Annotated in this window: 14 protein-coding genes; 10 read left to right on the forward strand and 4 right to left on the reverse strand. The window is 67.8% G+C overall.

What is annotated here, in order from left to right:
* Positions 1-60: 60 nt before the first annotated feature.
* The 3 genes from GSQ76_RS15040 to GSQ76_RS15050 are packed head-to-tail and all read left to right on the forward strand — an operon-like array spanning position 61 to position 3075.
* Positions 61-438 carry an OmpA family protein gene (locus GSQ76_RS15040; protein ID WP_158744723.1) on the forward strand — a complete coding sequence of 126 codons (378 nt, stop codon included), beginning with the start codon at positions 61-63 and terminating at the stop codon, positions 436-438.
* Positions 439-442: 4 nt separating this feature from the next.
* Positions 443-2278 carry a DNA helicase RecQ gene (recQ, locus tag GSQ76_RS15045; protein ID WP_158744724.1) on the forward strand — a complete coding sequence of 612 codons (1836 nt, stop codon included), beginning with the start codon at positions 443-445 and terminating at the stop codon, positions 2276-2278.
* Positions 2275-3075, forward strand: a complete 801-nt coding sequence (locus GSQ76_RS15050) for a class I SAM-dependent methyltransferase (RefSeq protein WP_158744725.1) — start codon at positions 2275-2277, stop codon at positions 3073-3075. The genes recQ and GSQ76_RS15050 overlap by 4 nt, the downstream gene beginning before the upstream one ends.
* On the opposite strand, the gene GSQ76_RS15055 is transcribed toward GSQ76_RS15050, so the two are convergent.
* The 3 genes from GSQ76_RS15055 to trxB all read right to left on the reverse strand — a co-directional run bounded on the left by GSQ76_RS15055 (position 3068) and on the right by trxB (position 6105).
* Positions 3068-4042 (reverse strand): NADPH:quinone oxidoreductase family protein, encoded by a 975-nt coding sequence (locus GSQ76_RS15055; protein WP_216851071.1) that lies wholly within the window; start codon positions 4040-4042, stop codon positions 3068-3070. The two genes, GSQ76_RS15050 and GSQ76_RS15055, sit on opposite strands and share 8 nt — an antisense overlap.
* 93 nt (positions 4043-4135) lie before the next feature.
* Positions 4136-5020 (reverse strand): LysR family transcriptional regulator, encoded by an 885-nt coding sequence (locus GSQ76_RS15060; RefSeq protein WP_158744726.1) that lies wholly within the window; start codon positions 5018-5020, stop codon positions 4136-4138.
* An 83-nt stretch (positions 5021-5103) separates the two neighbouring features.
* Positions 5104-6105: a thioredoxin-disulfide reductase gene (trxB, locus tag GSQ76_RS15065; RefSeq protein WP_158744727.1), complete on the reverse strand. Its 1002-nt coding sequence runs from the start codon at positions 6103-6105 to the stop codon at positions 5104-5106.
* Positions 6106-6240: 135 nt separating this feature from the next.
* On the opposite strand from trxB, the gene GSQ76_RS15070 reads away from it, so the two are divergent.
* Positions 6241-6720 (forward strand): Lrp/AsnC family transcriptional regulator, encoded by a 480-nt coding sequence (locus GSQ76_RS15070; protein WP_158744728.1) that lies wholly within the window; start codon positions 6241-6243, stop codon positions 6718-6720.
* Between the two features lie 3 nt (positions 6721-6723).
* Here the strand turns inward: GSQ76_RS15070 and GSQ76_RS15075 are convergent, their stop codons facing one another.
* On the reverse strand, positions 6724-7401 hold the full coding sequence (locus tag GSQ76_RS15075; RefSeq protein ID WP_158744729.1) for a hypothetical protein: 678 nt from the start codon (positions 7399-7401) through the stop codon (positions 6724-6726).
* Positions 7402-7519: 118 nt separating this feature from the next.
* Between GSQ76_RS15075 and GSQ76_RS15080 the strand changes: the two genes are divergently transcribed.
* The 6 genes from GSQ76_RS15080 to motA are packed head-to-tail and all read left to right on the forward strand — an operon-like array spanning position 7520 to position 13965.
* Positions 7520-8602: a glycosyltransferase family 2 protein gene (locus GSQ76_RS15080; RefSeq protein ID WP_158744730.1), complete on the forward strand. Its 1083-nt coding sequence runs from the start codon at positions 7520-7522 to the stop codon at positions 8600-8602.
* Entirely contained in the window at positions 8587-10002 is a 1416-nt protein-coding gene (locus GSQ76_RS15085; RefSeq protein ID WP_254070423.1) for a glycosyltransferase family 39 protein, read from the forward strand. Before GSQ76_RS15080 ends, GSQ76_RS15085 begins: the two co-directional genes overlap by 16 nt.
* Positions 10003-10017: 15 nt before the next feature.
* On the forward strand, positions 10018-10992 hold the full coding sequence (locus tag GSQ76_RS15090; RefSeq protein WP_158744731.1) for a threonine/serine dehydratase: 975 nt from the start codon (positions 10018-10020) through the stop codon (positions 10990-10992).
* Between the two features lie 18 nt (positions 10993-11010).
* Positions 11011-11907: a cation diffusion facilitator family transporter gene (locus tag GSQ76_RS15095; protein ID WP_158744732.1), complete on the forward strand. Its 897-nt coding sequence runs from the start codon at positions 11011-11013 to the stop codon at positions 11905-11907.
* Between the two features lie 60 nt (positions 11908-11967).
* Entirely contained in the window at positions 11968-13095 is a 1128-nt protein-coding gene (locus GSQ76_RS15100) for a flagellar motor protein MotB (RefSeq protein ID WP_158744733.1), read from the forward strand.
* Positions 13096-13101: 6 nt separating this feature from the next.
* Positions 13102-13965: a flagellar motor stator protein MotA gene (gene motA / locus GSQ76_RS15105; protein ID WP_158744734.1), complete on the forward strand. Its 864-nt coding sequence runs from the start codon at positions 13102-13104 to the stop codon at positions 13963-13965.
* Positions 13966-14131 lie beyond the last annotated feature (166 nt).

The following is a 14131-nucleotide window of genomic DNA, read 5'->3' on the forward strand; positions in this document are numbered from 1 at the left end:
TGGTTGCCTCGCTTCCCGCCGATAGGCAGTTTGATGTCTGAAGCACACGGAGTCTCTGTTATGCGCCGCCTTGCCATTGGCTTGGGCCTGCTCGCTTTATCTGCCTGCGCCATGCAGCCGCCAGACCGGATCTATCCGGTTTTCTTCAACGACTTTTCCGCCAACCTGGACCCGGCGGGGATGGGCGTGGTGTCGAACGCGGCGTCTGTTGCGCAGAAATATCCGTCCTACAAGGTCAAGGTCACTGGCTACTCCGACCGCGCCGGCTCGCCAGAGGCCGACGTATCGTTGTCCAAGGCCCGCGCCGATGCGGTCGCTGGGTTGCTGATGCAGGACGGCGTCGATGCCGGTCGCATCGTCCGCTCTGCCGTCGGCACGCCGCCAAACAGCCAGCCGGGCGTCGAGCGTCGCCGGGTCGAGATCGACATCGACAACTAGCCGGATGCCAGACGGCCACCAAGCGCCTGGCCACGAGAGCCCGCGCGATGTGCTGCATCGCGTATTCGGCTTTCCCGAATTCCGCGGCCTCCAGGCGGAGGCTGTGGAGCGGGTGGTCCAGGGCGGGGATGCGCTCGTTCTCATGCCCACCGGCGGCGGGAAAAGCGTGTGCTACCAGGTGCCCGCCCTGGTGCGGCACGGCGTTGCCGTGGTGGTGTCGCCGCTGATCGCATTGATGGACGATCAGGTGGCAGCGCTGCGGCAATTAGGCGTTTCCGCCGGCGCGCTGCATTCCGAGGTCGAGCCGGACGACGCCTCCCGCATTTCCCGCGCGCTGAATGACGGCACGCTGGACCTGCTATACGTCTCGCCCGAACGGCTGATGATGTCCGGCACGCTGGAGCGGCTGTGGCGCCAGGAAGTCTCGCTCATCGCGGTGGACGAGGCGCATTGCGTCTCCGCCTGGGGGCACGAGTTCCGGCCGGAGTACCGCATGCTGCGTCGGCTCCGGCAGGATTTCCCCGGCGTGCCTCGCATCGCGCTGACGGCCACGGCGGATGCGCGAACCCGCGACGATATCCTGGAAGCGCTGGACATGACCGATGCCGCGGTGTTCGCAGCCTCGTTCCATCGCGACAACCTACACATCGCCGCCCAGCCGAAAACCACGGAAATGGGCCAGCTCACCGCCTTCCTGAAACGGCGAACCGGCCAGGCGGGCATCATATACTGCGGCAGCCGCGCCAAGGTCGAGCGTGTGGCGCAAAGCCTGAAGACGGCTGGCGAGCCCGCCATCCCGTTCCACGCCGGGTTGTCGCCGATGGAGAAGCGCGTCGCGCTCACCCGGTTTCGCTCTGGCGAGGCGATGGTGATGGTGGCGACGATTGCGTTCGGCATGGGCATCGACCGGCCGGACGTGCGCTACGTCGTCCACTTGGACATGCCGGACAGCCCGGAATCCTACTATCAGCAAATCGGCCGCGCCGGTCGTGACGGCGACCGGGCCGACACGCTGCTGCTGTATGGCGGCGAGGATATCGTCCGTGCCCGGCACTGGCTGGAGCAGTCCAACGCCCCAGAGACGGAGCGGCGGATTCGCGCCGGCCGCCTGGAGGCGATGATCAGCCTGACCGAGACCCCGCAATGCCGCACCCGCACCCTGCTGGCGTGCTTCGGCGAAGCATTGGACCAGCCCTGCGGCCATTGCGACACCTGTGCCAACCCCGTCAATCTGTTCGACGGCACCGTGGCCGCGCAGAAGGTGCTGTCGGCGATTTACCGCACCGGGCAGATGTTCGGCGCCCTGCACATCACCGCCGTGCTCCGGGGCGAGCGGACGCCGATGGTGGAAAAGCACGCCCACGACCGCCTGCCGACCTGGGGTGCCGGGTCCGACCAGACGGACGGCTTCTGGCGCGGCGTCATCCGCCAATTGGTAGCCATCGGCGCTCTGCGTCGTGGCGAGGGCGAACGCGCCGGCCTTGCCCTCGTCACCGAACGCGCCCGGCCCATCCTGCGCGGCGAAACCACCGTGATGCTGCGGGAGGACACGCCCGACCCCATTGCCAGCCGCAGCCGGTCCCGCGCGTCGAAGGCTGCACCCGTCGCGACGGTGGACGTGCCCGCCGGCCCGTTCGACGCATTGCGCGCCTGGCGCCTGGCGGAGTCCAAGCAGCAATCCGTCCCGCCCTACGTCATCTTCCACGACGCAGTGCTCCGCGATGTCGCCGCGATCCAACCGCAGACACTGGACGATTTGTCGCTCATCAAGGGCTTCGGTGTTTCCAAGATCGAGCGTTATGGCGCGGCCGTCCTGCGCGTCCTGAAGGAGGCGACATGATCGAACCGATCCCGTTCGACCCGCACCGCTTCCGCTCCGCCGCGGCGCATTACCTGCAAGGCCGCCCCGCCTACGCCCCGGCGCTGTTTGGCGACGTTGCGTTGCTGTGCGGTTTGAACGGCACCGGCCGGTTGCTGGACCTCGGCTGCGGCCCCGGCCAACTCGCCACCGCATTCCGTTCCTATGTCGCCTCCGCCATCGGCATGGATCCGGAGCCTGAGATGCTGGGTATCGCGACCCGGCTGGCGAGTGCGGCAGGGGTCGACATCGAATTCCGCCAGGGCAGCTCGCAGGATTTGTCCCCCGACCTGGGAACGCTGCGCTTGGTGACCATCGGCCGGGCCTTCCACTGGATGGATCGTGTGGAGACCGCCCGGCGACTCGATACGTTGCTGGGGCCCGACGGCGCGCTGGTGCTGTTCCATACCCGACACGTCGATGCGCCCGACAACGCCTGGCGCGTGGAGTTTGAGCGTGTGCTGGATGCCAGCCTCGCCGGCGGTCGCCGCTCCGCCTGGCGTGGCCCGGGCTGGGTCCGGCACGAAGGCGTGCTGCTGGACTCTCCGCTCTCCCGCCTGCACACGGCCGGTGTGACCGAGCGTCGGCAGACGACGCCCGCCACCCTCATCGACCGTGCACTCTCGATGTCCAGCACCAGCCGGGACCGTTTGGGCGACGAAGGGGTCACCCGCCTCCGGTCCGAACTCACCGAGATGATCGACGGCGTCGCGGTGGACGGGTTGGTGACGGAGATCATCGCCTCCGAAGCGCTGATCGCCCGGCGTCCTCTCAACTGACCTGAAGCACCACCTTACCCACGCTGCCTCGGCTGGCCAGTGACGCGATGGCCGCCTCCGCCTGGTCCAGCGGGAAGCGCCCTGGCACTAGCGGCTTCACCTTGCCCGCCCGATACAGCGCCAGCAATGCCGCATGCACGCGCGGCCGCAACGCCGGGTCATTGCCCATGGCCGCACCCCAGAACACCCCAACCGCGGAGGATTCCTTCAGCAGGAACCGATTGGCAGGCAGCTTCGGGATCGGGCCGCCGGCGAATCCGATCACCAGATATCGCCCATGCCACCCCAGGCAGCGCAGGCTCTTCTCCCCCACATCACCGCCCACCGGGTCGAAGATGACGGCGCAGCCCTTGCCCTCGGTATAGCTGCGCACCGTCTCGACCCAGTCCTCGGTCGTGTAGTCGATGGCCAGTTCGGCCCCCATCTCGCGGGCCACGGCCACCTTCGCCGCCCCGCCCGCCGTCGCAATGACCCGGCAGCCATGCGCCACCGCCACCTGCACCGTGGCCGAGCCGACGCCGCCCGCTCCGGCATGCACCAGCACCGTCTCGCCCGGCTGCAGCAAGGCGCGGTTATGCAGCGCGTGCCACGCCGTGCCGTAAACGACGCCGAACAGCGACACGGCCTCCGCTGCGGGAATGTCGTCCGGAATCGCATTGCAGCCGCTGGCCTTCACCAACACCCGCTCCGCATAGGCCCCCTGGCCATTCGACACGACGCGCGTGCCCACGGGTAGGCTGGCGCCCTCGCCAACCTCGATGATGCGCCCGACCGATTCGATGCCCGGCGTGAATGGCAATTGCGGCTTGGTCTGGTACAACCCCTTCGGCATCAGCACATCGAGGAAGTTGAGCCCCGCCGCCTCCACCTGGACGACGTATTGGCCTGGCCCGACCACCGGATCCGGCAAATCCGCCAGCCGCATGGTGCCTTCCGGCGTGATGGACTCGACGGTCCATCCTTTCACGGCGTGGTCCCTGGCATCTTATGATCGTCCCCTTCTCTGGGCACGATCATAAGGCAGCCTAGGCTCGTCCGAACAGTGTCACCGAGCGGAGCCTCACTGCAGCCCCTGGATCTCCGCCAGCAGGAAGTCGCGGAACACGGCGACGCGCTTGGAATTCCGCAATTCCTCCGGATAGACGAAATACACGTCCACCTTCGGCGGCTTCAAATCCGTCAGCACGTGCTGCAGCCCGTCCACTTCCTCGCTCATCCAACTCGGCAGTGCGGCGATGCCAACCCCGCCGCGCGCGGCCATAGCCATCGCGTGCAGCGAGTTCACTTCCATCACCGCCCGGCGTGGCTGCCCGGCCCGGCGTCCAGCCTGGGCCAGCCAGTTGATCTCCGTCATCGGCGGGCGGTAATCGCCGAACAGGATCAGCGCGTGGTCGTCCAATTCTTCCGGCCGGGTGGGAGTGCCGCGGGCGGCCAGGTATTCCTTGGACGCCACGATGTTCCACTGCAGCGTCATCAGATGGCGCTGCACCAGGTCCGGCTGCTTGGGCGTGTGCATGCGGATGGCGACATCCGCCTCCCGCATCGCCAGGTCCAGATCGGCGTCATCCAGCAGCAGCGTCATCGACACGTCCGGATAGGTCGACAGGAAGCTGTTCACGCGGGACGCCAACCAGTGCGATCCGAAGCCAACCGTGGTGGTCACCTTCAGCCGCCCGGTAGGCTTCTCCTTGCTCTCGGTCAGCAACGCCTCGGTCATCGCCAGCTTCGCGAAAACATCACGGACGGTGCGGTTGAGGCTCTCGCCCTGCTCCGTCAGAATGAGTCCACGGGCATGGCGATGGAACAGCGATACCTGCAAATTTTCCTCGAGCGCGGAAATCTGCCGGCTGACGGCAGATTGGCTGAGGTTCAGTGTATCACCCGCGTGGGTGAAGCTACCGGCTTCCGCGACCGCGTGGAATACCCGCAGCTTGTCCCAGTCCATTGAAGGTCCTCTTCCCCGATTCGGTATCATCTTGGGCAGAGTAACAGTCTGTGCCTCGGAGTCTCGTGAGAATCGGCTGTATTTTAATCCCAAGCGCCGATCATTTGAGTGGTGTGTGCTTCCCGCGCCCGAATCGAGGGCAAAGGCGAGTGTTCGGCCAGGAACTTCTCCGCCTCCAGCGCCGCCATGCACCCCATTCCGGCTGCGGTGACCGCCTGACGGTAGCGCGGATCGGCCACGTCGCCAGCCGCGAACACGCCGGGCACGTTGGTCGCCGTCGACCACGCGGCGATTCGCACGTAGCCGCTTTCGTCCAGGTCCAGTTGTCCGCGCACCAGGCTGGTCGCCGGGTCATGCCCGATCGCAACGAACACACCCTCGACCGGGATGTCTTGCATCGCCCCGGCGCGATCCCGCACCCGCACGCCCTCGACCGATTTCGGCGCGGTCGAGCCGAGGATCTCCTCCACCGCGCTATTCCATACCACCCGCACCTTCGGGTTGGCGAACAGCCGGTCCTGCAAAATCCGCTCCGCCCGGAAGCTGTCGCGACGATGGATCACCGTCACGCTGGAGGCATGATTGGTCAGATACAATGCCTCCTCCACCGCAGTGTTTCCCCCGCCGATCACGGCCACGGGCTTGCCGCGGAAGAAAAACCCGTCGCAAGTGGCGCAGGCGGAAACCCCGGCGCCGGAGAACAGCTTCTCCGATGGCAACCCCAGCCAGCGCGCCTGTGCGCCCGTCGCCAGCACAACCGAATCGGCGGTGTACGTGTCGCCGCTATCACCCAGGGCGCGGAATGGCCGGGCGCTCAGATCCAACTCGACGATGACGTCGCCGACGATGCGCGTGCCGACATGCTGCGCCTGCGCCTCCATCTGCTCCATCAGCCACGGACCCTGGATCGCCTCGGCAAAGCCCGGGTAGTTCTCGACCTCGGTGGTGATGGTCAACTGGCCGCCAGGCTGCATGCCCTGGATCAGCACCGGGGACAGGCTCGCACGGGCGGCGTAGATCGCGGCGGTATAGCCGGCCGGCCCGCCGCCCAGGATGAGCACGCGGGAATGGATGGTCTGCGGCATGTCGGAAGCTCCCAAGCGACGCTACGATATCTGCGCAGCCCTGCCGTTGTGCAAGCAGGGCCTTGTTCACGCCACGATGTGGAATAATATTTCGCGGAAACGTCTGCTGCGATAACGGAAGCGTACATTAGACTGATGAAACACACTCCTGCCGACATCCCCGAGCTGGACGGGATTGACCGCCGCATCCTGGCCGAGCTGCAGGCCGATGGGCGGATGACCAATGTGGAGCTTGCCCGGCGCGCCGAAATCTCGGCCCCCCCCTGTCTGCGCCGGGTGCGCCGGCTGGAGGAGGCGGGTGTGATCCGCGGCTACCGTGCCGACACCAATCCGGCCAAGCTGGGCTGGCCGATCGAATTCTTCGCCATCGTCGGGCTGGATAGCCAGAAGGAGATGGTGCTGAGCGCGTTCGAACGCCAGGTCGCGCAATGGCCGGAGGTGCGATCCTGCCACATGATCCGCGGCGGCGGGGACTTCCTGTTGCGATTGGTCGCGCGGGATACGGCGCATGAGAACCAACTCACGCAGGATCTGACCGAAGCCGATTCGGTCACCAGGGTGCAAACCCTGCAGACCATCCGCACCAGTCTCGATCTCGCGGGCGTCCCAATTTAGCCGTTAGCCCGGGCCATCCCGGGCGGGCGACGCCCGCGCCCGGCCTTCGCCACCCGGCGGCATGCCTGGCGCAGCAAAGGACGACCCGGCCTGCGGTTCCGCCGGCGCGGTCGCCATCCTGGCCGGGTCGACGCCCAGATCGCGGCAAATCCCGCGGATGATCTCGTGGTCCGGCCTGCCCTCGATGTCGTCCAGCGTGTCCAGGCTATCCAGTCGCTCCCGGTACACGTCGGTTCCGCAAGTCGCATCCGCCTCGTCGGCATTGCGCGCACGCTTGCCGCCCATCGCAGGGGCAATGGACCGGCCATCGGCGCCAGCCGGTCGTGCCCAGCCCCGATCCATCCGCTCGGCCAACAGCACCGTCCGCCGAATGGCCCGGGCCACCTGCGCAAACGCAGCCGCCACGATCTCCGTCCGCGCCACGAAATCCCGCCGGGCCTCCGCGGCCGCGGCGCTGGCCCTGTCCGCCTCGATGGCTTCGGCCAGCGAGGTCGCGATCGGCAAAACATCCTCCACGACACCAACCGCCGCAGCTGCCTCGGCCAACGCGGTTTCCGCCTCGGCCGCGTGCCCAACCATGCGGGCCACGCTCATCCCGATCTGCACCAGGTCCGCCATAGCGTCGCGCAACGGCTCGGGGCCGCGTGTAATCTCATCTTGGCGTGGGAAGGTTTGGCGCATGGGTCATCGCAAGGACCACACGGCCACCCGCAGTTTCAAGCACCGCGTGCACCGGGCACGATAAGGCCCAGCACAACAAGGGTTGACGCCGCCGCCAACCCAGCCGACCAACCGCCCCATGTCGCCGGCTCTGTCGATCATCGTGCCCTGCTATAACGAGCGCGCCAACGTCCGGCCGCTCGTCGCCCGGCTGGCGACCGCCCTTGCTGGCGTCGCGTGGGAGGCCGTATTCGTCGACGACAACAGCCCCGACGGCACGGCGGACGAGGCACGCGCGCTGGCCGCGGAGGATCCCCGGGTCCGCTGCATCCGCCGCATCGGCCGCCGCGGCCTGTCTTCGGCGGTGGTGGAGGGGGCATTGTCCTCCTCGGCCACCTACCTCGCCGTCATCGATGGCGATCTGCAACACGACGAAACCCGGCTGCCGGACCTGTTGGCGGCGGTGCAGGCTGGCGCGGATATCGCCGTCGGCAGCCGCCACGTGCCCGGCGGCGACTCGGCCGGGCTATCCGGCGCCTGGCGCCATCGCATCTCGGACGCCGGCACCCGGCTGGCCCAGCACGGCCTGCCAGTGCCGCTGAGCGACCCGATGAGCGGCTACTTCCTACTGCCCCGCCGGCTGTTCGAACAACTGGCGCCGCGCCTGACCGCCCAGGGCTTCAAGATCCTGCTCGACCTGGTCCTGTCGTCCCCCCTCCCTCTGCGCGTGGTGGAAATCCCCTGCCGGTTCCATCCCCGCACCGCCGGGCAGAGCAAGCTGGACGTGCTGGTGCTGATCCAGTTTGCCGCCTTGCTGCTCGACAAATGGGGCGATGGTGTCCTTCCACTGCGCTTCATCTCCTTCGGCCTGGTCGGCCTGGTCGGTGTGGCCGTGCATCTCGTGGTACTGTCCGCCGGGCGCGCCCTGGGGGCGGATTTCGCGGCGGCGCAGATCGGCGCGACGCTGGTGGCGATGCTGGCGAATTTCCAACTCAACAACGTCGTTACCTATCGTGATGCAAGGCTGCGCGGGCCGGCGCTGGTGCGTGGGTTGGTGGTGTTCCTCATCGGCTGCGGATTGGGCGCCTACGCCAATATCGGCATCGCGCAGATGCTCTATTCCGGCCACGCCGGCTGGACGCCGGCCGGGCTGGCGGGCGCCGCGATCGGGCTGGTTTGGAACTACACCGTATCTGCGACCCTGGTTTGGCGCGCGCGCTAGCCCTTCTTGCCGCGCTGACGGCAGTGCGGTTGCTGGTCGCAGGCTGGACCCCGCTCTCGGCGGACGAGGCCTATTACTGGGTGTGGTCCCACGCGCTGGCGCCGGGCTACCTGGATCACCCCCCGATGGTGGCGTTGTGGATCCGGGCTGGCACGGCGCTGGCCGGGCAGGGGCCGTTCGGCATCCGGCTGCTCGGCCCGCTTTCGGCCGCCCTAGGCTCCGTGCTGCTGGCGGGCGCGGCGGAGGATCTGTTTCCCGGTCGCCGCCTCGGCATTCCCGCCGCCACCCTGCTGAACGCGACGCTGCTGCTGGCCGCCGGTGCGGTGACGATGACGCCGGACAGCCCGCTGATCTTCTTCTGGGTCGCCGCCATGTGGGCGCTCGGCCGCTTGCATGCGACCGGCCGGCCTGGCTGGTGGCTCGCGGTGGGCCTGGCTGCCGGCGGCGCGCTCGCCAGCAAATACACCGCCGCGCTACTCGGGCTCGGCATCGCGCTATGGCTGGTGGCCACGCCGGAGGGGCGGCGCTGGCTTCGCACCCCCTGGCCGTGGGCGGGCGGCGTTCTGGCCGGGCTGTGCTTCCTGCCGGTGATCTGGTGGAACGCCGATCATGGCTGGGCCAGCTTCGCCAAGCAGGGCGGCCGCACGGGTGATTGGCGCCCGGCGGACGCGCTGCGGTTCATGGGCGAGCTACTGGGCAGCCAACTCGGGCTGGGCACGCCCTTGGTCGCCATCCTGTGCGCCGCCGGTGTTTGGGCCGCGGCGCGCCGGTGGCGCCAGGGCGCCGCGCCCGCGCTGCTGGCATCGCTGACGGTGCCCGGCGTGCTGCTGTTCTTGCAACACGCCCTCGGCGACCGGGTGCAGGCGAACTGGCCCGCCATCCTGTTCCCCGCCGCCTGCATCGCCGCAATCGCCTATGTCCCGCGATTCTGGCGCCCCGCCGCGGCGCTGGGGTTCGCCATCGGGGCCGTCGTGTATCTCCAGGCCGCGACCGCCATCCTGCCGCTGCCCCGCCGGCTCGACCCGACGCTGATCCGCCTGGGCGGCTGGGACAGCCTGGCAGGCCAGATCGCAGCCCACCCTGCCAGCTTCGTCGCCGCCGACGAATACGGGCTGGCCGCAATCCTGGCGCATGATCTGCCCGGCCCCGTGATGGGCGCGGAGCCGCGATGGACCCTGTTCAACCTCCCCACCGCCGCCACCGCCGGCCAAACCGGTCTGCTGGTCCGCAGCCAACGCCGCTCCGGCCCGCCCGACCCGGCGCTCTGGTCCCGCATCGAACCCATCGGCACTGCCACCCGCAGCCGCGGCGGCATACTGGCCGAGCAATACAACCTCTTCCGCGTGACCGCGCGGGAGGACATGGTGCGCCTACCCAGCATCCGCCCATCCAGCCCCTGACGGAGTAAACCGCCCATGGACCTGCCGACATACGAGGATGTCCTCGCCGCCCGCACCCGCATCACCGGCCGCATCGTGCGCACGCCGATGCTGCGCAACACCCTGCTGGACGAGTTGACCGGGGCCACCGTGCTGGTCAAGCCGGAGCCATTGCAGCGCACCGGGTCGTTCAAGTTCCGTGGCGCCACCAACGCGACGCTGAAGCTGACCGATGCGCAGCGCGCCGCCGGCATCGTCACCCATTCCTCCGGCAATCACGGCCAGGCCGTCGCCTGCGCCGCCGCCAGCGTGGGCGCCCGCGCCACCATTTTCATGCCGGCCGACGCCCCCGCCATCAAGGTGGAGAGTACGCGCCGCTGGGGCGCCGAAATCGTCCATTACGACCGCGCCCGCGACAATCGCGAAGCACTATCTGCCGCCTACGTGGAACGCACCGGCGCCTCGCTCATCCCGCCCTACGACCATTCGGACGTGATGGCCGGGCAGGGCACGTTGGCGCTGGAACTGGCCGACGATGCGAAGGCCGCCGGGCTCAGCCTGGACGCGCTGCTGGTCTGCACCGGCGGCGGCGGCCTCATCGGCGGCTGCGCCCTGGCCATGTCCGGCGCCTCCCCCAAGACGAAGGTCCTGGCGGTCGAGCCGGAGGGCTGGGACGACACCGGCCGCTCCCTGCGAGAAGGCCACCGCGTCAGCAACGAGCCCGGCGGCTCCATGCTGTGCGACGCGCTGCTGGCGATGACGCCGGGTGAGCTGACCTTCGCCGTGAACCAGACCCATCTGGCCGGCGGGCTCGCCGTGTCGGATGCCGACGTGTTCGCCGCGATGGCCTTCGCGTTCATTCATCTCAAGGTAGTGGTCGAACCCGGCGGCGCCGTGGCGCTAGCCGCCCTGTTATCCGGCAAGTTCGACGCCAAGGGCCAGGTGGTCGGCATCGTCATCAGCGGCGGCAATGTCGACCCGGCGGTGTTCGGCCGCGCGCTCGCCACGTAACTGGCGCCGGGCCAAGCCATGATCGCGCCCAGCCGAACGCTGCAACTCGCCTGGGGCAGCCTGGGCGTCAGCTTCGTCGTGTTGGCGATGAAGGCGGGCGCCTATTGGCTGACCGGCAGCGTGGCACTGTATTCCGACGCGCTGGAAACCGTGATCAACGTAGTGGCCGCCATCGGCGCGCTGATCGCCCTGTGGTTCAGCGAACAACCAGCCGACGCCAACCACCCGTACGGCCACCACAAGGCGGAATACCTCAGCGCCGTCGTGGAGGGCGCGCTGGTGCTGGCCACCGCCTTCGCCATCGCGCACGAGGCATGGCGGGGCTGGCAAACCCCGCACCCACCCGAAACGCCTTTCCTGGGCATCGCGCTGAACGGCGCCGCCGGGTTGATCAACCTGGTTTGGGCCCTGGTGCTGATCCGCAACGGCCGGCGCTGGAAATCCCCGGCGCTGATCGCCGGCGGCAAGCACATCATGACCGATGTGTGGACCACCGGCGCGGTGCTGATCGGCTTCGCCCTGGTCCCGCTGACCGGCTGGCTGCGCCTGGACCCAGCCGTCGCCGCCTTGGTGGCGGTGAACATCCTGTGGGCGGGCTATGCCATGCTACGCGAATCGGTCGGCGGCCTGATGGATGAGGTATCGGACCCGGCCGCGGTCAGCCGCCTGCGCCAGATCATCTCCGAAAATGCCGAGGGCGCGATCGAGGCGCACGATGTCCGCACCCGCACCGCCGGAAGCGTCACCTTTGTGGAGTTTCATCTGGTGGTGCCGGGCCGCATGGCCGTCGAGGATTCGCACGCCATTTGCGACCAGATCGAATCGGCGCTGCGGCACGAACTGGGCGATGCGGTGATTAACATTCATGTCGAGCCAGAGCTTAAAGCCAAGCATACCGGGGTGCCCGTCCTCTAGTCGCTTAGCCAACGGTTAAGGCTTCCGTCCCCATACTGCACCGCACACCGGGGATCGTTGATGGCTGGAAAGGACGACAAGAAGGCAGGCGGCAAGCGTCCCATCATCATCCGCAGGGAGGAGGTGGTCGAGGGCGGCCACCATGGCGGCGCCTGGAAAGTCGCCTATGCCGACTTCGTCACGGCCATGATGGCGTTCTTCCTGCTGATGTGGCTGCTGAATGCCACCACGTCGGAGCAGAAGCGCGGCCTGGCCGACTATTTCAGCCCCACCAACGAGATGTCCCGCAGCTTTTCCGGCAACGGCGCCATCTTCGGCGGCCACACGCCGAACGACGAAGGCACCATGGCCTCCGACCGTGGCGTGCTCAGCGTGATGAACGAGCAGACCAAGCCGTCCCTGGATATCGACGAGGACGACAGCGACACGCCGTCCGAAGCGGCCTCCCTGGCGAATGGTCCGCTGGGCAAGGATACCCGGCGCTCGGTCCAGCATGTCGGCGGCCAGGCCGCCAAGGACACGCCAAAGCCCGGCGACCAGGTTTCCCCAGCCTCCGCCGCCGGCCCCGTGAACAAGAACGAGGCCGAGTTGCGCGCCGAAGTCGCGCAAAAGGAAAAATCCTCCTTCGACCCGGCGACCGGCACCGGCCCCAGCCCCACCAAGTCCGAAGCGCAACTGCGCGCCGAACTGGCGCAGAAGGAACGCGCCTCGTTCGACCAGGCGGCCAAGCAGATCCGCGACATGGTTGCGGCCGACCCGGCGCTCGCCGATCTCGGCCGCCAACTCGCCGTCGACATCACCCGCGAAGGTCTGCGCATCCAGATCCTGGACGAGGACAAGCAGGCGATGTTCCCCAGCGGCTCGGCCGTGCTGAACGACCGCGCCCGGGCGCTGCTGATGAAGGTTGCCCCCGTGCTGATGAAACTGCCGGAGCGGCTGTCGATCACCGGGCACACCGACTCGACACCCTATAAGGGCAATGACCGGACCAACTGGGAATTGTCGACCGAGCGCGCCAACGCCACCCGTCGCCTGTTGGCCGAGGCTGGCATCCCGGAAGCACGGGTCGAAACCGTCTCCGGCCGTGCCGATAAGGACCCCTTGCTGCCCGCCGACCCGACGGCAGCCGTTAATCGCAGAATCGCGATCGTCGTCTTGCGCGACGCCAACCGCAAAAGCGGAGCCTAATATCCCATGTTGACCATTGGCGGCCTCGGCTTCCTGCTTGCCTGCGTTTTCGGCAGCTACATCATGTCGGGCGGCAGCCTGGAGCCCCTGATCGAGGCAATGCCGTTCGAGTTGCTGACCATTGGTGGCGCGGCGTTGGGCACGTTCATCATGTCCAACAGCATGCACGACGTGAAGCACACGATGGGCGCGTTCAAGAAGGTCCTGAAGGGCCCGTCCTTCCACAAGGTCGACTACGTCGAATTGCTGAGCCTGATGTATTATTTCACCCGCCTGGCCACCACCAAGGGCGCCATGGCGCTGGAGGCCCATATCGAAAAGCCGGCCGAAAGCCCGGCCTTCCAGAAATTCCCCAAGATCGTCGCCAACCATCACGCCACCGCGATCATCTGCGACTATCTGCGCATGGTCGGCATGAACGCCGACGACCCGCACCAGATCGAAGACCTGATGGGCCGTGAACTGAAGAAGACCCTGCACGAGGAACTGCACCCCAGCCACGCCATTCAGTCCATGGCGGACGCGCTGCCGGCGCTGGGCATCGTCGCCGCCGTGTTGGGCGTCATCAAGACCATGTCGCACATCAACGAGCCGCCCGCCGTGCTCGGCGCCATGATCGGCGGCGCCCTGGTCGGCACCTTCCTCGGCGTGTTGATGGCATACGGCATGGCCGGCCCGGTCGCCGCCCGGATGAAGGGCGTGGTCGAAGAGGAGGCAAAGTATTTCGACGTCATCCGCGCCGTGCTGGTCGCCCATCTGCACGGCAACGCCCCCCAGGTGAGCGTCGAGACCGGCCGCAAGATGGCCCCGAACGAGCACATGCCCAGCTTCTCCGAGCTGGAGACCGCGGTGCAGGCCGTGCAGATGTAGTGGCCTTGACGGGGCTGTTTGCCTCGGTCAGGGCTGGAGCATGAGCCAGACCGAAAGCTTTCATTCCCTCCTGGGCATACAAACCGTCGAGTGGCGGGACGGCTTCGTCCGCACCGAACTGGACGTGCTGCCGAAACATCTGAACCACGGCGGAATCATCCACGGC

This window comes from Acidisphaera sp. L21, assembly GCF_009765685.1.
Taxonomy (GTDB): domain Bacteria; phylum Pseudomonadota; class Alphaproteobacteria; order Acetobacterales; family Acetobacteraceae; genus LMUY01.